The following is a 20,485-nucleotide window of genomic DNA, read 5'->3' as shown; positions in this document are numbered from 1 at the left end:
GCTGCGGAAGGAGCGCGCCGTCCAGGCGGACGTCCGCAAGGAGAACATCCGCATCAAGGAGCGGAACGCCGAGCGCGAGGCGAAGGGGCGCGACGAGCGCGACTGACATCACAGAACGTATGAGGGGGCCCCTTCCGCGCTCGCGGAAGGGGCCCCCTCATGGCTCAGAAGCTGGGTCCGTTGTCGCCGGCCAGGTTCAGGCCGAATCGGGACTTCTTCGCCAGGAGCCCCAGGTCGACCGGGTTGAACGCGACGGCACCGGTCGTCGTCAGCCCCGTCGAGGCGCCGCGCAGCGACCACACCGCACCGCCGTCCGCGACCGCCTCCAGGTTCTCGTCGGGGGCGCCGGCCGTCAGATCCGCCTTGCCGTCCTTGTTCACGTCCAGCAGCCGCACCGAACCGCCGAAGTGGTCGCCCGTCTCCGCCACCCCGGGCACGCCCGCCGTGTCCTGGTGGAACGACTTGGCGCCGGTGCCGCTCAGCCCGCCGGGCCCGCCCTTCAGCAGGACCACCGCGCCCGCGCCCGCCTTGGACTCCAGGGCCTCGAACGGCACGCCCACCGCGAGGTCGTCGTAGCCGTCGCCGTTGACGTCGCCCGCGCTCATCCGGGCGCCGAACTGGTCGCCCTTCTCGCTGACCCCGGGAACGCCCGCCGTGTCCTGCGTGATGATCCGGGACCGGGTCGTGCCCGGACCGGTCACGGAGCCGTAGAGGATACGGATGGTGCCCGGGTCGGTGGGGTAGTCCTCCTCGTTGCCGTTCGGGACCAGCCGGATGGCCAGGTCGTCCTTGCCGTCGTTGTCGAAGTCGCCGACCGTCGGGACCCGGCCGCTGGGCAGCCGGGTGTAGGTCGTGGACAGGCCCTGCGGCGTGCCGAGCCACAGCCGGGTGCCCTCGACGTTCCCCTCCCACCCGTAGAAGGTGATCAGGTCGTCGATGCCGTCACCGTTGAAGTCGCCCTTGGCGGGCTCGGCCATGCGGCTGTCCGACGTGAACATGGGCACGAACTGTTCGCGCGAGGGCTCCCCGGAGCGGTTGAACGGCCCGTAGAGCACGCTCCGCTGGTCGAAGTACTCGTCCTGCGAGCCGTGCGCCATCATCAGGTCCGCGTTGCCGTCGCCGTTGAAGTCGCCGGCGATCAGGTTGTTGCCCATCTCGCCGCTCTCGGGGCCGGGAACGCGTACCGCGTCCTTGCCCGTCATGCCGCCGGTGCGACCCCAGAGGATGATCACGGAGCCGTAGTTGTTCAGCTCCGGCAGCGATTCGTTGGAGTACAGCGCGAGGTCGGTCAGCCCGTCGTGGTCCAGGTCGGCCGGGAACATCTGGTAGCCGAGGCCGTGGCCCTCCCCGGCTTCGCCCGGCAGGCCCGGGGTGTTCTGGTCGATGGTCGTCGTGCGGGCGGGGCCCAGGCCCTGGGCGGAGCCGTAGGCGATGGTGATGTAACCGGCGTAGAGCTGTCCGTCCACCGTCGCGTTGGGGGACCCGACGACGACGTCCTGATACCCGTCCCCGTTGAAGTCCTCGCGGACGGAGGTGGTTGCCGTTCCCCCGGCCGTGCCCGCGTGCGCGCCCCCGGGCGCCGCGACGGCCACGCCGCCGGTCAGCGCCGTGGCGGCACACACGGCCACGGTCAGCATGGTGCGCATGCCCACAAAATTCTCCTTGGTCGCGTACGGGGAGCCAATGGCGTACGAGGTGTGAGGGCTCGCATAGGAGACACGTACGACGCGGAGAAGGTTGCACGGCGAACGGAAGGTGAACTCGGCGTGCTGCCAAGGGAGTCGGGGGCGGCCGGTGACCGCCCCCGCGCCCGTTCTAGCGGCCGGCCAGCAGGGTGAGGGTGTCGATCACCCGGTTGGAGAAGCCCCACTCGTTGTCGTACCAGGCGGACACCTTGATGTGGCGTCCGTCGACCCGGGTGAGCTCCGAGTCGAAGATGGAGGACGCCGGGTTGCCGGTGATGTCGGCCGACACGAGCGGGTCCTCGGAGTATTCGAGTACGCCCGCGAGCGGGCCCTCGGCCGCCGTCCGGTACGCGTCGAGCACCTGATCGCGCGTCACGTCCCGCGCCACGGTGGTGTTCAGCTCCACGATCGAGCCGACCGGGACCGGGACCCGGATGGAGTCGCCCGACAGCTTGCCGTCGAGCCGGGGCAGCACGAGCCCGATCGCCTTCGCGGCGCCGGTCGTGGTCGGCACGATGTTGACGCCGGCGGCGCGGGCGCGGCGGGCGTCGCGGTGCGGACCGTCCTGGAGGTTCTGCTCCTGGGTGTAGGCGTGCACGGTCGTCATGAAGCCGTGCTCGATGCCGGCGAGGTCGTCCAGCACCTTGGCCAGCGGCGCGAGCGCGTTGGTCGTGCACGAGGCGTTCGACACGACCGTGTGCAGCTCGGGGTCGTACGCGTCGCTGTTGACGCCGTACGCGAGCGTCACGTCCGCCCCGTCCGAGGGTGCGGCGACCAGCACCCGCTTCGCTCCCGCGTCGAGGTGGGCGCGGGCGGCCTTCGCCGAGGTGAAGCGGCCGGTGGCCTCCACGGCGATGTCGACGCCCAGCTCCGCCCAGGGCAGCCGCGCGGGCTCCCGCTCGGCGAGCACCTTGATGCGGCGGCCGTCGACGACGAGGGTGTCGCCGTCCACGGTGACCGGGCGGCCCAGCCGGCCGGCGGTGGTGTCGAACGCCAGCAGCCGGGCGAGGGTGGCGGGCTCCGAGAGGTCGTTGACGGCGACCAGGTCGAGGTCGCTGTCGCGTTCGAGCAGCGCACGCAGCACGTTGCGTCCGATGCGGCCGAATCCGTTGATGGCGATGCGAGTCATGTGAGATGTCCCTTCTCTCTTCGCCCTCCACGATCGCGCGCGCCGCGGGCCCAGGACAGCGGCGTGATCGCCACGGTCCGCAAGTATCCCGCCAGCCTGCCCAGGCGGAGATATGCCCTATTCGCCCCGGGTGAAGGTGCGCCGGTACTCGCTCGGGGTGGTGCCCAGGATGCGCTGGAAATGCAGCCGCAGATTCGCGCCCGTCCCCAGCCCCACATCGGCGGCGATCTGCTCGACGGCCCGCTCCGAGCGTTCGAGGAGCTCCCGGGCCAGGTCGATGCGGGCCCGCATCACCCACTGCATCGGGGTGTATCCGGTGTCCTCGGCGAACCGCCGAGAGAACGTGCGGGGCGAGACCGCCGCGTGCCGGGCCAGCGCGTCGAGCGTGAGCGGTTCGCCGAGCCGGTGCAGCGCCCACTCACGGGTGGCCGCGAACCGCTCGCCCAGCGGCTCGGGCACGCTGCGCGGCACGTACTGCGCCTGCCCGCCGCTGCGGTACGGGGCCGCGACGAGCCGCCGGGCCGCGTGGTTGGACGCGGCGATGCCCAGGTCGCCGCGCAGCACGTGCAGGCACAGGTCGATCCCGGACGCGGCACCGGCCGAGGTGAGGACGCTGCCCTCGTCGACGAACAGCACGTTCTCGTCCACCCGGACCAGCGGGTACTTCGCGGCGAGCGACCGCGTGTAGTGCCAGTGCGTGGTGGCCCGGCGGCCGTCGAGCAGCCCGGTCGCCGCGAGCGCGAAGGCCCCGGTCGAGATCGCGGCGAGCCGTGCCCCCCGCTCGTGCGCGGCGACCAGGGCGTCGATCACGGCCCGGGGCGGATCCTCCCGGTCCGGCTGCCGGTACCCGGGGACGAAGACGATGTCCGCCCAGGCCAGCGCGGCGAGCCCGTGCGTGACGTGGTACGCGAGACCGTCACCCCCGGTCACCAGCCCCGGGGCCGCCCCGCACACCCGTACCTCGTACGGCATGCTCGCCCGGGTCGTGAACACCTGGGCCGGGATGCCCACGTCGAGCGGCTTCGCCCCGTCGAGCACGAGGACGGCGACCCGGTGCAGACGGGGCGCGGGGGAGGGGGCGGACATGGGCGTGAGCGTACGTGCCCGGGCGGGCCGGGGGGTTCACCGCGGCGGTGTGCCGAGCGCCACCGGGCCCACGCCCGGCGGTATGTGGGTGACCGCCGCCGCGACGGCCTCCCCGGCGGTGGTGAACTCACCCAGGTCCATGGTGACGATGCCCCTGCCCACGCCGAACGCCCCCTTGCCGGTGGCGACCAGGCACGGTCCCACGACGATGAGGTGCGGACGGGTCGTGGTCGAGAAGCGAAGAGCCCAGTGGCTCGTGAAGGGGTAGAGCGCCCGCAGCGCGGGCTCCGCGGCCGCGGCCTCGATCAGCGACCGGTACGCGGACGCCCACGGGTACTCCAGTCCGGCCGCCTCCTGGAGCTTGCCCTGCCACTCGGACTCCGTCAGGCGCCCGGGTTCGAGGTCCGGCACCTCGAACCGGCCCGTCGGCCGTGCGAAGGGCGCCGCCCGGTGGATGTCTTCCGGGGACTCCCCGTCGTGCCAGCCCCGGACCGCCCGCGCCACCTGCGCCAGGTCGTCCGTTTCGCCTTCCAGGACAGCCAGGGACTGGAAGGAGTCCTCGCCCCTGATGCGCCACCGCCGTTCGTACGCGTAGGCGCTGATCCGCAGGGGCGCGCGGTGCGCCGGCGTGGTGGCGGCGCCGGCCTGGAGCAACGGCTCGGCGTCGGGGGACGTCAGGGGCACCTCGTCCAGGCCGCCCGCCGCCACGGCCCGCAGGGCGGCGGCGAGGCTGCCGTGCGCGGCGGCTTCGGGATAGAGGGCGGCCGGGTCGGGCCGGGGCTCGGTCATCAGTCGAGGCAGAATTCGTTGCCCTCGACGTCCTGCATGTTGAGGCAGGACTCGTTCTCCTCGTCGGCGAGCAGCAGCTTCCCGCGTACCGCGCCGAGCGGCAGGAGCCGCGCGCACTCGGCCTCGAGCACGGCAAGCCGCTCTTCGCCCTTGAGCCCGATGCCCACCCGGACGTCGAGGTGCACCCGGTTCTTGGCGACCTTGCCCTCGGGGACCTTCTGGAAGTACATGCGCGGACCGGCTCCAGTGGGGTCGGAGGCCGCGAACCACGTGTTCCGCTCCTCCTCCGGCAGCGAGGCGTTGTACGCGTCCCAGGAGTCGAACCCCTCCGGCGGCTCCGGTGCGACATATCCCAGCACCGCGCACCAGAAGCGCCCCACCCGTTCGGGGTCCGCGCAGTCGAAGGTCACCTGGAAGTGCTTGATCGTCGCCATGCGATCACCCTAGAGGGCGGATCGAGCGCCGCTCCAGGGCAAACTTCTTTGCATAAAAGTGCATCACTGCGTATAGTCATGCCATCAACGAGGAGGCTTTCGATGGCGGTACGCGCAGCAGTGGCAGGAGCGAGTGGTTACGCGGGCGGGGAACTGCTCCGTCTGCTGCTCGCCCACCCCGAGGTGGAGATCGGCGCACTCACCGCCAACTCCAACGCGGGCCAGCCCCTCGGCGCGCTCCAACCGCACCTGCGCCCCCTGGCCGGCCGCATCCTCCGGCCCACCACCGCCGATGTGCTCGCCGGGCACGACGTCGTCTTCCTCGCCCTGCCGCACGGCCAGTCCGCCGCCGTGGCCGAACAGCTCGGCGACGAGGTCCTGGTGGTGGACATGGGCGCCGACTTCCGCCTGCGGAACGCCGCCGACTGGGAGAAATTCTACGGCTCGCCGCACGCCGGCACCTGGCCCTACGGCCTGCCCGAACTGCCCGGCGGCCGCGCCGCCCTCGCCGGGACCAAGCGGATCGCGGTGCCCGGGTGCTACCCGACCGCCGTGTCGCTCGCGCTGTACCCGGCGTACGCGGCACAGCTCGCCGAGCCCGAGGCCGTGATCGTCGCCGCGTCCGGGACCTCCGGCGCCGGCAAGGCGGCCAAGCCGCATCTGCTCGGCTCCGAGGTGATGGGCAACATGTCGCCGTACGGTGTCGGCGGCGTCCACCGGCACACGCCGGAGATGATCCAGAACCTCAGCGCCGCCGCGGGAGAGCCGGTCACCGTCTCGTTCACCCCGACCCTCGCGCCCATGCCCCGCGGCATCCTCGCCACGTGCAGCGCGAAGGCGAAGCCCGGCACGAGCGCCGAGACCGTACGCGCAGCCTACGAGAAGGCGTACGCGGACGAGCCGTTCGTCGACCTGCTGCCCGAGGGGCAGTGGCCCGCCACCGCCTCCGTGTACGGCTCCAACGCCGTGCAGATCCAGGTCGCCCACGACGAGGCGGCCGGGCGGATCATCGTGATCAGCGCCATCGACAACCTTGCCAAGGGCACCGCGGGCGGCGCCCTGCAGTCCATGAACCTCGCCCTCGGACTGCCCGAGGACACAGGACTTTCCACGATCGGAGTCGCACCGTGAGCGTCACGGCAGCACAAGGATTCTCGGCGGCGGGGATCGCCGCCGGAATCAAGGAGAACGGCAACCCGGACCTGGCCCTCGTGGTCAACAACGGTCCGCGCCGCGCCGCCGCGGGCGTCTTCACCTCCAACCGCGTCAAGGCGGCCCCCGTCCTCTGGTCCGAGCAGGTCCTCAAGGGCGGCGAGGTCTCCGCCGTCGTCCTCAACTCCGGCGGCGCCAACGCCTGCACGGGCCCGCAGGGCTTCCAGGACACCCACGCCACCGCCGAGAAGGCGGCCGAGGTCCTGAAGGGCCACAGCGCGGGCGAGATCGCCGTCGCCTCCACCGGGCTCATCGGCATCCTGCTCCCCATGGACAAGCTGCTCCCCGGCATCGAGAAGGCCGCGGCGGCCCTCAGCGAGCACGGCGGCGAGAAGGCCGCCATCGCCATCAAGACCACCGACACCGTGCACAAGACCGCCGTCGCGGGCGGCGAGGGCTGGACCGTCGGCGGCATGGCCAAGGGCGCGGGCATGCTCGCCCCGGGCCTGGCCACCATGCTCGTCGTGCTCACCACCGACGCCGACGTCGACGCCGCCGGTCTCGACGCCGCGCTGCGCGACGCCACCCGCACCACCTTCGACCGGGTCGACTCGGACGGCTGCATGTCCACCAACGACACCGTGCTGCTGCTGGCCTCCGGCGCCAGCGGGACCACCCCGGAGCGGAAGGAGTTCGCCGAGGCCGTCCGGGCCGTCTGCGACGACCTGGCCCGGCAGCTCATCGGGGACGCCGAGGGCGCCTCCAAGGACATCCGGATCGAGGTCGTGAACGCCGCGACCGAGGACGACGCCGTCGAGGTGGGCCGTTCCATCGCCCGCAACAACCTCCTCAAGTGCGCCATCCACGGCGAGGACCCCAACTGGGGCCGGGTGCTCTCCGCCATCGGCACCACGAAGGCCGCCTTCGAGCCGGACGCGCTCAACGTCGCCATCAACGACGTCTGGGTCTGCCGGGGCGGCTCGGTCGGCGAGGACCGCGACCTGGTCGACATGCGGTTCCGGGAGGTCCGGATCACCGCCGACCTCGCCGCGGGCACCGAGTCGGCGGTCATCTGGGCCAACGACCTCACCGCGGACTACGTCCACGAGAACAGTGCGTACAGCTCATGACGACGGCGCGGAAGCACACCGCACTCCCGAAGGCGCAGATCCTCATCGAGGCCCTGCCCTGGCTGACCCGGCACAACGGCAGGACCGTCGTCATCAAGTTCGGCGGCAACGCCATGATCGACGAGGAGCTGAAGGCGGCCTTCGCCCAGGACGTCGTCTTCCTGCGTCACGCCGGCCTCAAGCCCGTCGTCGTGCACGGCGGCGGCCCCCAGATCAGCGCCCAGCTCGACAAACAGGGCCTGGTAAGCGAGTTCAAGGCCGGCCTGCGCGTCACCACGCCCGAGGCGATGGACGTCGTACGCATGGTGCTCGCCGGCCAGGTCCAGCGCGAACTGGTGGGCCTGCTCAACCAGCACGGGCCGCTCGCCGTCGGCATGACCGGCGAGGACGCTCACACCATCACCGCGATACAGCACCGGCCCACCATCGACGGCGAGCTCGTCGACATCGGCCGGGTCGGCGAGATCACCGCCATCGACACCGGTGCCATCCAGGCCCTGCTGGACGACGGCCGCATCCCGGTCATCTCCTCCATCGCCCGGTCCGCCGACGACAACCACGTCTACAACGTCAACGCCGACACCGCGGCCGCCGCACTCGCCGCCGCGCTGAACGCCGAGACGCTGATGGTCCTCACGGACGTCGAGGGCCTGTACGAGGACTGGCCGAACAGCGACGACGTGATCAGCCGGCTCACCGCCACCGAGCTGGAGAAGCTGCTGCCCGAGCTCTCCAGCGGCATGGTGCCCAAGATGCAGGGCTGCCTGCACGCCGTACGCAACGGGGTGGAGACCGCCCGCGTCATCGACGGCCGGGTCCAGCACTCGATCCTGCTGGAGATCTTCACCGACGAGGGAATCGGCACGATGGTCGTGCCCGACGCACAGGGGGAGTCATGAGCAACGCCGAACTTTCGCAGCGCTGGCAGCACGCGCTGATGGACAACTACGGCACCCCGAAGCTGTCCCTCGTGCGCGGCGAGGGCGCCCGCGTGTGGGACGCGGACGGCACCGAGTACCTCGACTTCGTCGGCGGCATCGCGGTCAACGCCCTGGGCCACGCCCACCCGGCCGTCGTGGAGGCGGTCACCGCCCAGATCTCCACCCTCGGCCACGTCTCCAACCTGTTCATCGCCGAACCGCCCGTCGCGCTCGCCGAACGGCTGCTCCAGCTCTTCGGCCGCACCGGCAGGGTCTACTTCTGCAATTCGGGCGCCGAGGCCAACGAGGCCGCGTTCAAGATCGGCCGGCTGACCGGGCGCACCCACATGGTCGCCACCGACGGCGGCTTCCACGGCCGGACCATGGGCGCCCTCGCGCTCACCGGCCAGGCCAAGAAGCGCGAGGGATTCACCCCGCTGCCCGGCGACGTCACGCACGTCCCCTACGGCGACGTGGAGGCGCTGCGGGCGGCCGTCACCACCGACACCGCACTGGTGATCATCGAGCCCATGCAGGGCGAGAACGGTGTCGTGGTCCCGCCCCGGGGCTATCTGGAGGCGGCCAGGGAGACCACCCGGGCCACCGGCACCCTGCTCGTCCTGGACGAGGTCCAGACCGGCATCGGCCGGTGCGGCACGTGGTTCGAGTACCAGGCCCACCAGAGCGTCGAGCCCGACGTCGTCACCCTCGCCAAGGGGCTCGGCGGCGGACTCCCGATCGGCGCCACGGTCGCCTTCGGCGCGGCGGCGGACCTCCTCGCACCCGGGCAGCACGGTACGACGTTCGGCGGCAATCCGGTCGCCTGCGCCGCCGGCCTCGCGGTGCTGGACACCCTCGCCGCCGACGGCGCCCTCGACCGGGTGAAGCGGCTCGGCGAGCGCATCCGGGAGGGCGTGGAGGGGCTGGGGCACCCCCTGGTCTCCCACGTCCGGGGCTCCGGGCTGCTGCTGGGTATCGTGCTCACCGAGCCCCTCGCGCCCCAGGCGCAACAGGCGGCTCAGGGTGCCGGCCTCCTGGTGAACGCGCCCGCGCCCGATGTCCTGCGGCTCATGCCGCCGCTGACCATCGGCGATGCGGAGGTGGACGCGTTCCTCCGGGCGCTGCCGGGCGCCCTCGACGCGGCATACGGGGACGGACGATCCGGAGAGAAGCACTCCGGAGAATGAGGCGACGACGATGACCGAGGCGCAGGAATCCGAGTTCGGCGGGCCTTCGGTGCCGCAGACCCGCACGGCGCGCCACCGCCGGATCGTGGACATCCTCAACCGGCAGCCGGTGCGCTCCCAGAGCCAGCTGGCCAAACTCCTCAGCGACGACGGGCTGAGCGTCACCCAGGCGACGCTCTCCCGGGACCTGGACGAGCTGGGCGCGGTGAAGATCCGCAACACCGGCGGCGAGCTGATCTACGCGGTGCCGAGCGAGGGCGGATTCCGCACCCCGCAGGCGCCGTTGGGCGGCTCCGCCAAGGAGGAGCGGATGCGCCGGCTCTCCGCCGAGCTGCTGATCTCGGCGGAGGCGTCGGCCAACCTGGTGGTGCTGCGTACGCCGCCCGGCGCCGCGCAGTTCCTCGCCTCGGCCATCGACCAGGCCGAACTGCACGACATCCTCGGCACCATCGCGGGCGACGACACGCTCATGCTGATCAGCCGCGACCCGGCCGGCGGGCAGGCGCTCGCCGATCATCTGCTGCGGCTCGCGCAGAACGAGCGTTAGTAGTTGGTGATCGCGGTCGTGCCCCCGACCGTGCCGATCGCGATGTGCGGGCTGCGGGCCGGGTCGGCCCAGGCCAGGATGCGGTCCATCGCGTCCGCCGGTACGGAGACGCAGCCGGCGGTCGCACCGCTCCCGTTGACGTGCAGGAAGATCCCGGCGCCCCGGCCGCGTACCGGCTTGTCGTAGTTGAAGCCGATGACGAGCGCGCGGGCGTACTGCGTGGGGTACGCGGTGATCTGCTCGGACTCCGAGGCCCGGCAGTCGGAGGGCAGCGGCTCGACCCAGCGGTTGTAGGCGGCGGCCTCGTTGTCCTCGCACCACCAGGACTTGGTGGTGGCCTGCCGGTACGAGTAGCGGGTGCCGGCGGGCGCGGCCTTGACCCCGAAGGCGTACGGCAGGTCGTACAGGCCGGTCGGCGTCGTGTACGTGCTCTGCTGGCGGGTGCTGCCCTCGGTGAGCCCCTTCGAGCCGAACCGGGCGGCGGCGGTCCCGGCGGCGACCCACTTCCCGTCGCGCAGGTCCCACCAGGTGAGGGTGCCGGTGGTGGACGAGGTGGAGTCCGCCATGGCGGTGATCAGCTGGGTGCCGCCGCCCGTGTCGGCGAGCCGGGTCGGCAGCGGGGCGGTGGCCAGCGGGGGCCGGCCGGCCCCGACGACGGTGCCGAGGGCGAGCAGAACGGCGGCGGTGGTCACAAGTCTTCGCATGCCGAGGACTCTAGGGCCTGTCTGACCATTCCCGTCTGCAGGGCGGCAATGGTCGGACAGGCCCCAGGCCGCTCACCGTCCGGCCGCCCCCGAAATGTCACGTCATCCGACGCGGGGCCATCCCGCAGCCCGCAGCAGCCGTTGCGCCCCCACCCGCACCGCCCGGGGCGACTCAGGGGTGTCGCGCTCGCGCAGCCACTCCACCGGGAACTCGCCCGCGTGGGGGAGCAGGGCCCGGGTTGCCGCCCGGACGACGGCGGGTGACGGGTCGTCCAGCAACGGCGTCAGCCCCTCCCGGCTCACCGTGTCCAGCGCCCGCAGCCCGGTCACCGCCTGGGCGCGCACGGCCGGGTCCGGGTGGCGGACCAGGGCCCACAGCGTGCCCGCGTCCGCCTTCCGGTCGCCGCACTCGCCGAGCCCGGCGGCGGCGCCCGGCGCGACGGCCTCGCCGGTGCACAGCTCCCGGTACAGCGGCAGCGGGTCGGTCCCGCCCTGGCGCACCACGTACCGGGCGCAGGCCCGCACCACGCCCGAACGGTCCGTCAGGTGGGCCCGCGCCTCCTCGTACCGTCCGGCGCGCCGCAGCGCGGTGACGCCGGCGGCCCGGACGCGGCCGGAGCGGGCCGCCAGCAGGACGCCGAGGACGCCTTCGTCGCGGTCCTGCTCCCGCACCGCGGCGATCGCGGCCTCCGCGCACAGGTCCTGGAGGACGACGTCGTCCGAGCGCGCGGCGATGCGGGCCAGCCCGAGCGGCGGCAGCAGCCCGCGCTCGACGGCGAGGCGATGGGCGAACCGGCGCGTCGCCCGGTCGGCGCTCGCCAGCAGCGGGTGCAGGGCCTCGGCGGGGCCCTCGCTCAGGACCCGGCCCAGCAGTTCCACGGCGAAGCCGCCCCGCTCGCGCCGGCCGAGGAGCAGGACCAGCTCCGCCTGGGCGACGAGCCCGGCGGCCGGTGCCTCCGCGAGCAGGGCCCGGGCCCGGTCGCGTACCGGAGCCGCCCAGTCCGCGCACCGTACGACGAGGAGCGGCAGCAGGTCCGGGTAGCGGGGCACCCGGTCGAGCGCCGCCTCCCGGATCCGGCCGTCGGGGTGGCAGAGGGCGAGGGCGGTCGCGGGTTCGGCGTTCCGGTCCCGGTGCGGCGAATCCCAGCCGTCCGGGGCGTACCAGGGCGGGTGCCGCACCGCCAGGTCGAGCGCCGGCCAGCACTCCGCGGACTCCCGGCCGCCGAGTGCTTCGCGCAGGGGCCGGCCCTCGGCGAGGCGCTGCGCCGCTGTCCAGGCGTGGTCCATGATCCCCCCAGGTGTTCCGGAGACCGACCGTACCGGCGGCCGGACCGCCCAGGCACCTGCTTTGACAAACCATGCAGAGCTCTGCATAGTTATGCCTACCAATGATCGTGGCACTTCCGAGGAGCACGCAGTGAGCAACGGCAACGGCAACGGCGACGTACGTCTCTGGGGCGCCCGCTTCGCCGACGGACCGGCCGAGGCGCTGGCCCGGCTGTCCGCCTCCGTCCACTTCGACTGGCGCCTCGCGCCGTACGACATCGCCGGCTCCCGTGCCCACGCCCGCGTCCTCAACAAGGCGGGCCTGCTCACCGAGGACGAGCTGAACCGGATGATCGCCGGGCTCGACCAGCTCGAAGCGGACGTGGCCGACGGCTCCTTCACCGGCACCATCGCCGACGAGGACGTCCACACCGCGCTGGAACGCGGCCTGCTGGAGCGGCTGGGCCCCGACCTCGGCGGCAAGCTGCGCGCCGGCCGGTCCCGCAACGACCAGATCGCCACGCTCTTCCGGATGTACCTGCGCGACCACGCCCGCATCATCGGCTCCCTGATCGCCGACCTCCAGGACGCCCTGGTGGGCCTCGCCGAGGCCCACCCGGACGTCGCGATGCCCGGCCGTACGCACCTCCAGCACGCCCAGCCGGTGCTCTTCGCCCACCACGTCCTGGCCCACGTGCAGTCCCTCTCCCGGGACGCGGAGCGGCTGCGGCAGTGGGACGAGCGGACCGCCGTCTCGCCGTACGGATCCGGCGCGCTGGCCGGGTCCTCGCTGGGGCTCGACCCGGAGGCGGTCGCGGCCGACCTCGGCTTCGAGCGGGGCTCGGTGGGCAACTCGATCGACGGCACGGCGTCCCGGGACTTCGTCGCCGAGTTCGCGTTCGTCACCGCGATGATCGGCGTCAACCTCTCCCGGATCGCCGAGGAGATCATCATCTGGAACACGAAGGAGTTCTCCTTCGTCACCCTGCACGACGCCTTCTCGACCGGCTCCTCGATCATGCCGCAGAAGAAGAACCCGGACATCGCCGAACTCGCCCGGGGCAAGTCGGGCCGGCTCATCGGCAACCTCACGGGCCTGATGGCCACGCTCAAGGCCCTGCCGCTCGCGTACAACCGCGACCTCCAGGAGGACAAGGAGCCGGTCTTCGACTCCTGCGACCAGCTGGAGGTCCTGCTCCCCGCCTTCACCGGCATGATGGCGACGCTCACCGTCAACCGGGACCGCATGGAGGAGCTGGCCCCGGCCGGCTTCTCGCTCGCCACGGACATCGCGGAGTGGCTGGTCAAGAAGGGCGTGCCGTTCCGCGTCGCCCACGAGGTGGCCGGTGAGTGCGTCAAGGAGTGCGAGCACCACGGCATCGAGCTGGACGAGCTGACGGACGAGCAGTTCGCCAAGATCTCCGAGCACCTGACCCCCGAGGTCCGCACCGTCCTCAACGTGGCCGGCGCCCTCGCCTCCCGCAGCGGGCGCGGCGGCACCGCCCCCTCGGCCGTCGCCGTCCAGCTGGCCGAGGTCAAGGCCGACCTCGCCGTGCAGCACGCCTGGGCGGACGCGCACAAGTAGTCGGAAACGCATCGCGGGCTACGTTGAGGGTAGGCGCGTCCTGCCCGACGACGAGGAGCCCGCGATGCCGTTCGCCCGACTGTCCGAAGCGACCACCCCCACCGCCCACATCGGGCTCGGCCTGGCCGCCGTCGGCCGGCCCGGCTACATCAACCTCCACCGCGACCGCGACCTGCCCGCCGGCCGCTCGCCCGACGCCCTGCGCGACCGTACGCACGAACTCCTCGACGCCGCCTACGCGCAGGGCGTCCGCTACTTCGACGCGGCCCGCTCCTACGGGCGCGCGGAGGAGTTCCTGGCCGGCTGGCTGGCCGCGCACCCCGAGGCCGACGACGTCGTCGTCGGCAGCAAATGGGGCTACACCTACACCGCCGACTGGGGCCTCGACGCGGAGACGCACGAGGCCAAGGACCACGGCCTCGCCGCGTTCGAGCGCCAGCGCGCCGAGACGGCCGCGCTGCTCGGCGACCGGCTCGACCTCTACCAGATCCACTCGGTGACCCCGGACAGCCCCGCGCTCGCCGACAAGGAGCTGCACGCCCGCCTCGCCGAACTGGCCGCGCAGGGCGTCAGCGTCGGCCTGTCCACCAGCGGCCCCGCCCAGGCCGAGGCGATCCTCGCCGCCCTCGCCGTCACGGTCGACGGCGCGCCCCTCTTCCGTACGGTCCAGGCCACCTACAACGCGCTGGAGACCTCGGCGGGTCCCGCGCTCGCCGAGGCGCACGCCGCCGGGCTCACCGTGATCGTCAAGGAAGGCATGGCCAACGGCAGGCTCGCCGGCGACCAGGCGCCCGCCGTCGTGCGGGAGATCGCCGACGAGGAAGAACTCGGGAGCGACGCGGTCGCCCTGGCCCTGGTGCTCCACCAGCCGTGGGCCGGCGTGGTGCTCTCCGGCGCGGCCACCGTCGCCCAGCTCGCCGGCAACCTCCACGCGGCCGTTCCCGTCCTCGACGAGGAACGGCGCGCCAGGCTGGAGGCTCTGGTGGAGGAGCCGGAGGCGTACTGGCGGCACCGCGCCTCGCTGCCCTGGAGCTGACCCCGGCGACACGACACTAACCCGAATGAGACATGAACGTCTCATTCGGGTTAGTGTCGTCTCATGACTCTTGATCGTGAGCAGGTGCTGCGCAGTGCCGCCGCCCTGCTGACCCGCAGATCCACCGCCACCATGGACGAGGTCGCCAAGGCGGCCGGCATCGGGCGCGCCACCCTGCACCGGCACTTCGCCGGGCGGGACGCCCTGGTCAGGGCGCTGGAGGAGCTGGGCATCCAGGAGTTCGAGGCCGCGCTCGACGCCGCCGCGATGGACGAGGGCACCAGCGAGGAGGCGCTGCGCCGGTTCGTCCACGCGGTGGAGCCGAGCGCCGGGTTGCTCTCGTTCCTCGTGACGGAGAACCAGCTCTGGGAGGGCGAGGGCCAGAACGCCGGCTGGGACCGGCTGGACGCCCGCGTCGCCGCCTTCTTCCGGCGCGGCCAGGAGCGCGGCGAATTCCGCATCGACCTGACCCCGGCCTGGCTCACCGAGGCGCTGTACGGGCTCATCGGCAGCGGGGCGTGGGCCGTTCAGGCGGGCCGGGTGGCCGCCCGGGACTTCCCGTACATGATCGCCGAGTTGCTGCTCGGCGGCGCACGCCGGAGCGTGGAGCAATGAGCAGCGTCGAAGAGCTCCCGGAGCCCCCCGTCGATCCGTACCGCCCCGGCCGGTGGATCGCGCTGGCCGTCCTCGTCCTCGCCGTGCTGCTGGTGGCCGTCGACGCGACCGTGCTCGGCCTGGCGACCCCGTTCCTCAGCGAGGACCTGGAGCCGACCGGCACCCAGCTGCTCTGGATCGGTGACGTCTACTCCTTCGTGATCGCCGGGCTCCTGGTCTCGATGGGCAGCCTCGGTGACCGCATCGGCCGCAAGAAGCTGCTGCTCTGCGGCGCCACCGCCTTCGGCGCGGTCTCGGTGCTCAACGCCTACGCGCACACGCCCGAGATGATGATCGTGGCGCGGGCGCTGCTCGGCGTCGCGGGCGCCACCCTGATGCCGTCCACCCTCGCCCTGATCCGCAACCTCTTCCACGATCCCCGCGAGCGCAGCCTCGCCATCGGCATCTGGGGCGCGATGGCCTCGGCCGGCGCGGCCGTCGGGCCCGTCGTCGGGGGGTTCCTCCTTGAGCACTTCTGGTGGGGCTCGGTCTTCCTGATCAACCTGCCCGTCATGGCGGTGCTCGTGGTGGTCGGCATCAAGATGATCCCCGAGTCGAAGAACCCGGCGCCCGGGCCGTGGGACCTGCCGAGCGTGGGCCTCTCGCTGGTCGGCATGATCGGGGTCGTCTACGCCATCAAGGAGATGGCCGCGCACGGCGTGAGCTGGCCCTCCGCCCTGGTGGGCGTCGCCGGGCTGCTGGCGCTGATCTGGTTCGTACGCCGCCAGTTCCGGCTCCCCGCCCCGCTGCTGGACATGCGGCTCTTCCACCACCGGGGCTTCTCCGGCGCGGTCCTCGCCGACCTGCTGACGATCCTCGGGCTGTCCGGGATCGTCTTCTTCCTCTCCCAGTTCCTCCAGCTGGTCCAGGGACGCGGACCGCTGGAGGCCGGGCTCGCCGAACTGCCCGCCGCCGTCGGCGCCGTCACCGCGGGCCTGCTGGCGGGCACGGTCGCCCGGCGGCTCACCGTACGGGTGGTGGTGTCCGGCGGGCTCGGGGCGATCGGCCTGGCGCTGGCCGCGGTCGCCGCCGTCCACCGGGACACGGCCTACCCGCTCATCGGCGCGCTGCTCCTGATCGTGGGAGTGGGCGCGGGCTTCGCGTTCACCGTGACGTCCGACGTCATCCTCTCCAGCGTCCCCAAGGAACACGCCGGCTCCGCCTCCGCGGTCTCCGAGACGGCGTACGAACTGGGCGCGGCGCTCGGCATCGCGCTGCTCGGCTCCATCGTGACCGGCGCCTACAAGGGCTTCCAGGCCCCGCCCGGCACCCCGCCCGCCGTCTCGGACGCCGCGCACGAATCGCTCGGCGGCGCCGTGGAGTCCTCACACCTGCTGCCGCCGGCCGAGGCCCACGAGCTGGTCTCCTCGGCCCAGGACGCCTTCGTGGACGGGCTGCACCTCGCCTCGGTCATCGGCGCCGTCGTCCTCGTGGCGACGGCGGCCGCCGCCTGGTTCCTGCTGCGCGGTCAGGAACTGGAGGAGGGCATCGTCCACGAGTAGGACGCGTACGTCAGGGCCCGCTCCCCCCGGACCGGGGGAAGCGGGCCCTGACGTACGTTCCGCCGGATCAGGCGGCCTTCGCCTTGGTCGCGTACATGTCCACGTACTCCTGGCCGGACAGCCGCATCACCTCGGCCATCACGGAGTCCGTCACGGCGCGCAGCACATAGCGGTCGCGGTCCATGCCCTCGTAGCGGGAGAACTCCATCGGCTCACCGAAGCGCACCGTGACCTTGCCCGGCCGGGGCAGACCCGAGCCGCCCGGCTGGAGCTTGTCCGTGCCGATCATCGCGAACGGCACCACCGGCGCGCCCGTCATCAGCGTCAGCCGCGCGATGCCCGTGCGGCCCCGGTAGAGCCGGCCGTCGGGGGAGCGGGTGCCCTCCGGGTAGATCGCGAACGCCTTGCCCTCCTCCAGGATCCGGCGCCCCGTCATCAGCGCCGCCACACCGCCGCGCCCGCCGTCCCGGTCCACCGGGATCATGCCGACGCCCGTGAAGAACCAGGCCATCAGCCGGCCCTTGAGCCCCTTGCCCGTCACGTACTCGTCCTTGCCGATGAAGAACACCGGACGGTCGCAGCAGATCGGCATGATCATCGAGTCGATGAACGTCAGGTGGTTGCCCGCCAGGATCACCGGCCCGCTGCCCGGAATGTTCTCGATGCCCTCCATCCGGGGCCGGAACATCAGACGCAGGATCGGTCCGAGCACTGCCTTGATGAGTGCGAGACGGGACAACGCTTCCTCCGGTGTTGTGGCCGGGCCCGGCCGAGGCGACGGATGGTGAAGGTCCATGCAGGTGAGGACGATACTCGCGGGTACCGGCCGATCGCACATCGGGTTCACGCATCGGATACACCGTGTTGACATGTGTTCGCGCCATGTTCGTCCAGGTGCCGCCCCCGTGACCGTACCCCTGCCTACGCTCGATCCTCGCTCGACAGGTGCCGTACATCACATGCGAGGAGCATTCATGACAGAGCGTGCGCAGGCCGCGCCGGGACGCCGGACCGTCATCGGGGCGGGGGCGGCCGTCCTCGGCACGGCCGCCCTGGGCGTCACCGCAACGGCGCAGGCGGCCGACCGGAACGGCGGACACGGAGGCCGCGGCGGCCACCGCCTCGACCTGCCGGTCCCCACCGTCATCGGCCACCGGGGCACCAGCGGCTACCGCCCCGAACACACGCTGGGCTCCTACCAGCTCGCCCTGGACATGGGCGCGCACATCATCGAGCAGGACCTCGTCCCCACCCGCGACGGCCACCTCGTGTGCCGCCACGAGAACGACATCACCGCCACCACCGACGTCTCCGCGCACCCCGAGTTCGCGAGCCGCCGGACCACCAAGACCGTCGACGGCGTCTCCCTCACCGGCTGGTTCACCGAGGACTTCACCCTCGCCGAGCTCAAGACCCTCCGCGCCAAGGAGCGCATCCCGGCCAACCGCCAGAAGAACACGCTGTACGACGGCCGCTGGGAGGTGCCCACCTTCGAGGAGGTCCTGCGCTGGGCCGACCGTGAGGGCCGCCGCCGCGGAAAGCCCGTCTGGCTGTACGTCGAGACCAAGCACCCCAGCTACTTCCGGGGCCTCGGACTCGGCCTGGAGGAACCCCTCGCCAAGCTGCTGCGCCGCTACGGACGCCACCGCGCCCAGTCCCCGGTGATCCTCCAGTCCTTCGAGCCCGGCAGCGTCCAGCGCCTGGCCCGGCTCGTGGCGACCCCGCGCATCGTCCTGCTCTCCGGCGCGGGCACCCGGCCCTGGGACTTCGAGGTGGCCGGCGACCCGCGCACCACGGACGACCTCGTGAAGCCGGCCGGCCTGAAGTGGATGGCCTCCTTCGCGCAGGGCATCGGCCCCACCCTGGACCTGATCATCCCCAAGGACGCCGCCGGCCGGCTCACCGAACCCACCACCCTGGTACGCGACGCCCACGCGCAGGGTCTCGTCCTCCACCCGTACACGATGCGCAACGAGAACACCTTCCTGCCCGCCGACTTCCGGCGCGGCACCGACCCCCACGCGTACGGGGACGCCTTCGGCGCCTTCGCCGCGTACTTCGCGACCGGGATCGACGGGATCTTCTCCGACAACCCGGACACCGCCCTGCTCGCGGCGGCGGACTTCGCGGCGAAGAGGTAGGACGGCGGGCCCGACTCCCCGTCAGCACCCCGCTTCCGTCACATCACAGGGGAGTTGGCTATGTCACAGGGGAGTTTGGGCCCCATCCGTTCCCGATGCCTTGGATGTCTGCGCAGAATGCTCGCGGCGGAGGTTGTCGCTCCTGGACCGTGGGAAAGGAGCGGGAGACAACCGGCGGATCAGGTGAGCGGGAGGCATGCGCACATGGGCACGAGCGTGACCATCTCGGCGGCGGACGTGCGGGACGCCGAAGAGATTCTGAAGCTGCAGTACCTCTGTTTCCAGAGCGAGGCGGAGCTGTACGGCAATTACCGCATCGACCCGCTCGTCCAGACCCTCGACTCGGTACGCGCCGAGATCGCGGAGAACCTGGTCTACGTGGCGCGGCTCGGCGACGAGGTCGTCGGCTCGGTGCGGGGCTCGGTCGACGAGGAGGGCGCGGGCCGGATCGACAGGCTCTGCGTCCACCCCCGCCTCCGGGGCCACGGCCTCGGCGCCCGGCTGCTGCGGGCGGTGGAGGCGGGCCTGGCCGACGAGCGCGCCGCCACCCGCTTCCGGCTCCACACCGGCCACCGCAGCGAGGGCAACCTGCGCCTCTACCGGCGCGCCGGGTACGCCGCTGTGGGCAACGCGACCAGCAGCGACGGGGTCATGATGGTCCTGCTGGAGAAGGAGGCCCCGGCCCCCTCCGCGTACGTGGCCAGCGCCTAGCCGTATACGCGCCGCGCGCGGGTCCTCACGCGGTCCGGGCGCGGCGCAGCCACATCATCCCGGTGACCGGCAGGATCACCGGGATGAACAGGTAGTCCCGGCCGCAGTACGACCACACGGTCGCGTCGGCGAACGCGGACGGTTCCACCAGGGTCCACATCCCCACGATCAGCACCCCGGCGAGCTCGGCCGCGCAGCACGCCAGCGCCGTCCGGCGCGCCCGCTCGCCGCCGCGCACCAGCGAGTACGTGATGAAGCCGTAGACGACCGCGGCGACCGCCGACAGCACGTACGCCAGGGGCGCGCGGCCGAAGTCCAGGATCATCTGGACGATCGAGCGGGATGCCGCCGCCACGGTGAACACGCCGTAGAACCAGACGAGGACCCGGCCGGGACCGGAACCCAGGTCGAAGGGCCGCTTCTCGCCGGCCGTCGCCCGCGTGGTGTCGGTGTCGGTCACGGTCAGCTTCCCCAGATGTCGTAGAGCCGTACTTCGAGGACGGCCAGGACGACCGCGCCCGCCGCCACCGTCACCGAGCCCCAGCGGGTCCGCTCGCTCAGCGACAGGAACCCTGCCGCCGGCACGGCGAGGAACGCCCCGGCGAGGTACGCGATGAAGATGGTCATGCCCTGCTCGGGCCGCTCGCCGCGGGCCAGCTGCACGATCCCCGTCACCAGTTGCGCCAGGGCCAGCAGCGAGACGACGGCCATGCCGATGAAGTGCCAGTCCTTGGTGGGCTGGTCCCGGTACGCGGCGAATCCGCACCAGGCGGCGAGGGCGAGGGCGGCCACGGCGACCGCGACCGTCAGGGCGTCGAGCATGAGCC

21 protein-coding genes and 1 pseudogene are annotated in these 20,485 nt (G+C 72.4%); 12 read left to right on the top strand and 10 right to left on the bottom strand.

The genetic code is table 11. The features are described from left to right. A pseudogene (locus tag ACLQ2N_RS31680) lies at positions 1-106 on the top strand (DUF5997 family protein); the annotation flags it as partial. Between the two features lie 58 nt (positions 107-164). On the opposite strand, the gene ACLQ2N_RS31675 reads toward ACLQ2N_RS31680, so the two are convergent. The 5 genes from ACLQ2N_RS31675 to ACLQ2N_RS31655 all read right to left on the bottom strand — a co-directional run bounded on the left by ACLQ2N_RS31675 (position 165) and on the right by ACLQ2N_RS31655 (position 5,123). Beyond that, the gene (locus tag ACLQ2N_RS31675) at positions 165-1,646 is read right to left on the bottom strand and encodes an FG-GAP-like repeat-containing protein (RefSeq protein ID WP_425818458.1); all 1,482 of its coding nucleotides are present in this window, start codon (positions 1,644-1,646) and stop codon (positions 165-167) included. A gap of 169 nt (positions 1,647-1,815) precedes the next feature. After that, on the bottom strand, positions 1,816-2,814 hold the full coding sequence (gap, locus tag ACLQ2N_RS31670; RefSeq protein ID WP_425818456.1) for a type I glyceraldehyde-3-phosphate dehydrogenase: 999 nt from the start codon (positions 2,812-2,814) through the stop codon (positions 1,816-1,818). A 117-nt stretch (positions 2,815-2,931) separates the two neighbouring features. Next, complete coding sequence (locus tag ACLQ2N_RS31665; protein WP_425818454.1) at positions 2,932-3,900, bottom strand: GlxA family transcriptional regulator; 969 nt, start codon at positions 3,898-3,900, stop codon at positions 2,932-2,934. Positions 3,901-3,936: 36 nt separating this feature from the next. Continuing rightward, positions 3,937-4,689: a DUF6193 family natural product biosynthesis protein gene (locus ACLQ2N_RS31660; protein ID WP_425818452.1), complete on the bottom strand. Its 753-nt coding sequence runs from the start codon at positions 4,687-4,689 to the stop codon at positions 3,937-3,939. Beyond that, positions 4,689-5,123: a VOC family protein gene (locus ACLQ2N_RS31655; RefSeq protein ID WP_425818450.1), complete on the bottom strand. Its 435-nt coding sequence runs from the start codon at positions 5,121-5,123 to the stop codon at positions 4,689-4,691. The genes ACLQ2N_RS31660 and ACLQ2N_RS31655 overlap by 1 nt, the downstream gene beginning before the upstream one ends. Positions 5,124-5,225: 102 nt before the next feature. Here ACLQ2N_RS31655 and argC point away from each other — a divergent pair, with 102 nt between their 5' ends. From argC to ACLQ2N_RS31630, 5 genes are read left to right on the top strand one after another with little or no spacing between them, the layout of a single operon-like run. Next, positions 5,226-6,254: an N-acetyl-gamma-glutamyl-phosphate reductase gene (gene argC, locus ACLQ2N_RS31650; RefSeq protein ID WP_425818448.1), complete on the top strand. Its 1,029-nt coding sequence runs from the start codon at positions 5,226-5,228 to the stop codon at positions 6,252-6,254. Continuing rightward, a complete protein-coding gene (argJ, locus tag ACLQ2N_RS31645; RefSeq protein ID WP_425818446.1) occupies positions 6,251-7,405 on the top strand; it encodes a bifunctional glutamate N-acetyltransferase/amino-acid acetyltransferase ArgJ in 1,155 nt (384 codons plus the stop codon). The genes argC and argJ overlap by 4 nt, the downstream gene beginning before the upstream one ends. Beyond that, entirely contained in the window at positions 7,402-8,304 is a 903-nt protein-coding gene (gene argB, locus ACLQ2N_RS31640) for an acetylglutamate kinase (protein ID WP_425818444.1), read from the top strand. The genes argJ and argB overlap by 4 nt, the downstream gene beginning before the upstream one ends. After that, positions 8,301-9,512: an acetylornithine transaminase gene (locus tag ACLQ2N_RS31635; protein ID WP_425818442.1), complete on the top strand. Its 1,212-nt coding sequence runs from the start codon at positions 8,301-8,303 to the stop codon at positions 9,510-9,512. The genes argB and ACLQ2N_RS31635 overlap by 4 nt, the downstream gene beginning before the upstream one ends. A gap of 10 nt (positions 9,513-9,522) precedes the next feature. After that, the gene (locus ACLQ2N_RS31630) at positions 9,523-10,059 is read left to right on the top strand and encodes an arginine repressor (RefSeq protein WP_018103822.1); all 537 of its coding nucleotides are present in this window, start codon (positions 9,523-9,525) and stop codon (positions 10,057-10,059) included. On the opposite strand, the gene ACLQ2N_RS31625 is transcribed toward ACLQ2N_RS31630, so the two are convergent. Then, a complete protein-coding gene (locus ACLQ2N_RS31625) occupies positions 10,056-10,763 on the bottom strand; it encodes a L,D-transpeptidase family protein (protein ID WP_425818440.1) in 708 nt (235 codons plus the stop codon). The two genes, ACLQ2N_RS31630 and ACLQ2N_RS31625, sit on opposite strands and share 4 nt — an antisense overlap. Positions 10,764-10,865: 102 nt before the next feature. Next, positions 10,866-12,050, bottom strand: coding sequence for a HEAT repeat domain-containing protein (locus ACLQ2N_RS31620; RefSeq protein ID WP_425818438.1), 1,185 nt, complete (start codon positions 12,048-12,050; stop codon positions 10,866-10,868). A 130-nt stretch (positions 12,051-12,180) separates the two neighbouring features. On the opposite strand from ACLQ2N_RS31620, the gene argH reads away from it, so the two are divergent. From argH to ACLQ2N_RS31600, 4 genes are all read left to right on the top strand, one after another. Beyond that, complete coding sequence (argH, locus tag ACLQ2N_RS31615) at positions 12,181-13,614, top strand: argininosuccinate lyase (RefSeq protein ID WP_425818436.1); 1,434 nt, start codon at positions 12,181-12,183, stop codon at positions 13,612-13,614. Between the two features lie 64 nt (positions 13,615-13,678). Continuing rightward, on the top strand, positions 13,679-14,650 hold the full coding sequence (locus ACLQ2N_RS31610) for an aldo/keto reductase (protein ID WP_425818434.1): 972 nt from the start codon (positions 13,679-13,681) through the stop codon (positions 14,648-14,650). Between the two features lie 63 nt (positions 14,651-14,713). Continuing rightward, entirely contained in the window at positions 14,714-15,265 is a 552-nt protein-coding gene (locus ACLQ2N_RS31605; protein ID WP_425818432.1) for a TetR/AcrR family transcriptional regulator, read from the top strand. Beyond that, positions 15,262-16,806, top strand: a complete 1,545-nt coding sequence (locus ACLQ2N_RS31600; RefSeq protein WP_425818430.1) for an MFS transporter — start codon at positions 15,262-15,264, stop codon at positions 16,804-16,806. Before ACLQ2N_RS31605 ends, ACLQ2N_RS31600 begins: the two co-directional genes overlap by 4 nt. A gap of 67 nt (positions 16,807-16,873) precedes the next feature. Here ACLQ2N_RS31600 and ACLQ2N_RS31595 read toward each other — a convergent pair whose 3' ends face one another. Beyond that, a complete protein-coding gene (locus ACLQ2N_RS31595) occupies positions 16,874-17,545 on the bottom strand; it encodes a lysophospholipid acyltransferase family protein (protein WP_073967842.1) in 672 nt (223 codons plus the stop codon). A 235-nt stretch (positions 17,546-17,780) separates the two neighbouring features. Between ACLQ2N_RS31595 and ACLQ2N_RS31590 the strand changes: the two genes are divergently transcribed. Continuing rightward, on the top strand, positions 17,781-18,947 hold the full coding sequence (locus ACLQ2N_RS31590; protein WP_425818428.1) for a glycerophosphodiester phosphodiesterase: 1,167 nt from the start codon (positions 17,781-17,783) through the stop codon (positions 18,945-18,947). 204 nt (positions 18,948-19,151) lie between these two features. Next, positions 19,152-19,658 carry a GNAT family N-acetyltransferase gene (locus tag ACLQ2N_RS31585; protein WP_425818426.1) on the top strand — a complete coding sequence of 169 codons (507 nt, stop codon included), beginning with the start codon at positions 19,152-19,154 and terminating at the stop codon, positions 19,656-19,658. A gap of 25 nt (positions 19,659-19,683) precedes the next feature. Here the strand turns inward: ACLQ2N_RS31585 and ACLQ2N_RS31580 are convergent, their stop codons facing one another. Continuing rightward, entirely contained in the window at positions 19,684-20,118 is a 435-nt protein-coding gene (locus tag ACLQ2N_RS31580; protein WP_425818424.1) for a hypothetical protein, read from the bottom strand. A 2-nt stretch (positions 20,119-20,120) separates the two neighbouring features. Beyond that, positions 20,121-20,480 carry a hypothetical protein gene (locus tag ACLQ2N_RS31575; RefSeq protein ID WP_425818422.1) on the bottom strand — a complete coding sequence of 120 codons (360 nt, stop codon included), beginning with the start codon at positions 20,478-20,480 and terminating at the stop codon, positions 20,121-20,123. Positions 20,481-20,485: the final 5 nt, after the last annotated feature.

The organism is Streptomyces sp. DT224 (assembly GCF_049844595.1).
In the GTDB taxonomy this organism is placed as follows: Bacteria; Actinomycetota; Actinomycetes; order Streptomycetales; family Streptomycetaceae; genus Streptomyces.
The sequence above is the reverse complement of the archived record's forward strand: the minus strand, read 5'-3'. Positions and strand labels throughout refer to the sequence as shown.

What these genes read in the sequence shown, in the direction of transcription:
- ACLQ2N_RS31675 (WP_425818458.1), bottom strand. Translation starts at nt 1,646, where the DNA reads ATGCGCACCATGCTGACCGTGGCCGTGTGTGCCGCCACGGCGCTGACC.
- ACLQ2N_RS31620 (WP_425818438.1), bottom strand. Translation starts at nt 12,050, where the DNA reads ATGGACCACGCCTGGACAGCGGCGCAGCGCCTCGCCGAGGGCCGGCCC.
- ACLQ2N_RS31655 (WP_425818450.1), bottom strand. Translation starts at nt 5,123, where the DNA reads ATGGCGACGATCAAGCACTTCCAGGTGACCTTCGACTGCGCGGACCCC.
- ACLQ2N_RS31605 (WP_425818432.1), top strand. Translation starts at nt 14,714, where the DNA reads ATGACTCTTGATCGTGAGCAGGTGCTGCGCAGTGCCGCCGCCCTGCTG.
- ACLQ2N_RS31585 (WP_425818426.1), top strand. Translation starts at nt 19,152, where the DNA reads ATGGGCACGAGCGTGACCATCTCGGCGGCGGACGTGCGGGACGCCGAA.
- ACLQ2N_RS31600 (WP_425818430.1), top strand. Translation starts at nt 15,262, where the DNA reads ATGAGCAGCGTCGAAGAGCTCCCGGAGCCCCCCGTCGATCCGTACCGC.
- ACLQ2N_RS31625 (WP_425818440.1), bottom strand. Translation starts at nt 10,763, where the DNA reads ATGCGAAGACTTGTGACCACCGCCGCCGTTCTGCTCGCCCTCGGCACC.
- ACLQ2N_RS31635 (WP_425818442.1), top strand. Translation starts at nt 8,301, where the DNA reads ATGAGCAACGCCGAACTTTCGCAGCGCTGGCAGCACGCGCTGATGGAC.
- gap (WP_425818456.1), bottom strand. Translation starts at nt 2,814, where the DNA reads ATGACTCGCATCGCCATCAACGGATTCGGCCGCATCGGACGCAACGTG.
- ACLQ2N_RS31575 (WP_425818422.1), bottom strand. Translation starts at nt 20,480, where the DNA reads ATGCTCGACGCCCTGACGGTCGCGGTCGCCGTGGCCGCCCTCGCCCTC.
- ACLQ2N_RS31590 (WP_425818428.1), top strand. Translation starts at nt 17,781, where the DNA reads ATGACAGAGCGTGCGCAGGCCGCGCCGGGACGCCGGACCGTCATCGGG.
- ACLQ2N_RS31660 (WP_425818452.1), bottom strand. Translation starts at nt 4,689, where the DNA reads ATGACCGAGCCCCGGCCCGACCCGGCCGCCCTCTATCCCGAAGCCGCC.
- argC (WP_425818448.1), top strand. Translation starts at nt 5,226, where the DNA reads ATGGCGGTACGCGCAGCAGTGGCAGGAGCGAGTGGTTACGCGGGCGGG.
- ACLQ2N_RS31630 (WP_018103822.1), top strand. Translation starts at nt 9,523, where the DNA reads ATGACCGAGGCGCAGGAATCCGAGTTCGGCGGGCCTTCGGTGCCGCAG.
- ACLQ2N_RS31610 (WP_425818434.1), top strand. Translation starts at nt 13,679, where the DNA reads ATGCCGTTCGCCCGACTGTCCGAAGCGACCACCCCCACCGCCCACATC.
- ACLQ2N_RS31665 (WP_425818454.1), bottom strand. Translation starts at nt 3,900, where the DNA reads ATGTCCGCCCCCTCCCCCGCGCCCCGTCTGCACCGGGTCGCCGTCCTC.
- argB (WP_425818444.1), top strand. Translation starts at nt 7,402, where the DNA reads ATGACGACGGCGCGGAAGCACACCGCACTCCCGAAGGCGCAGATCCTC.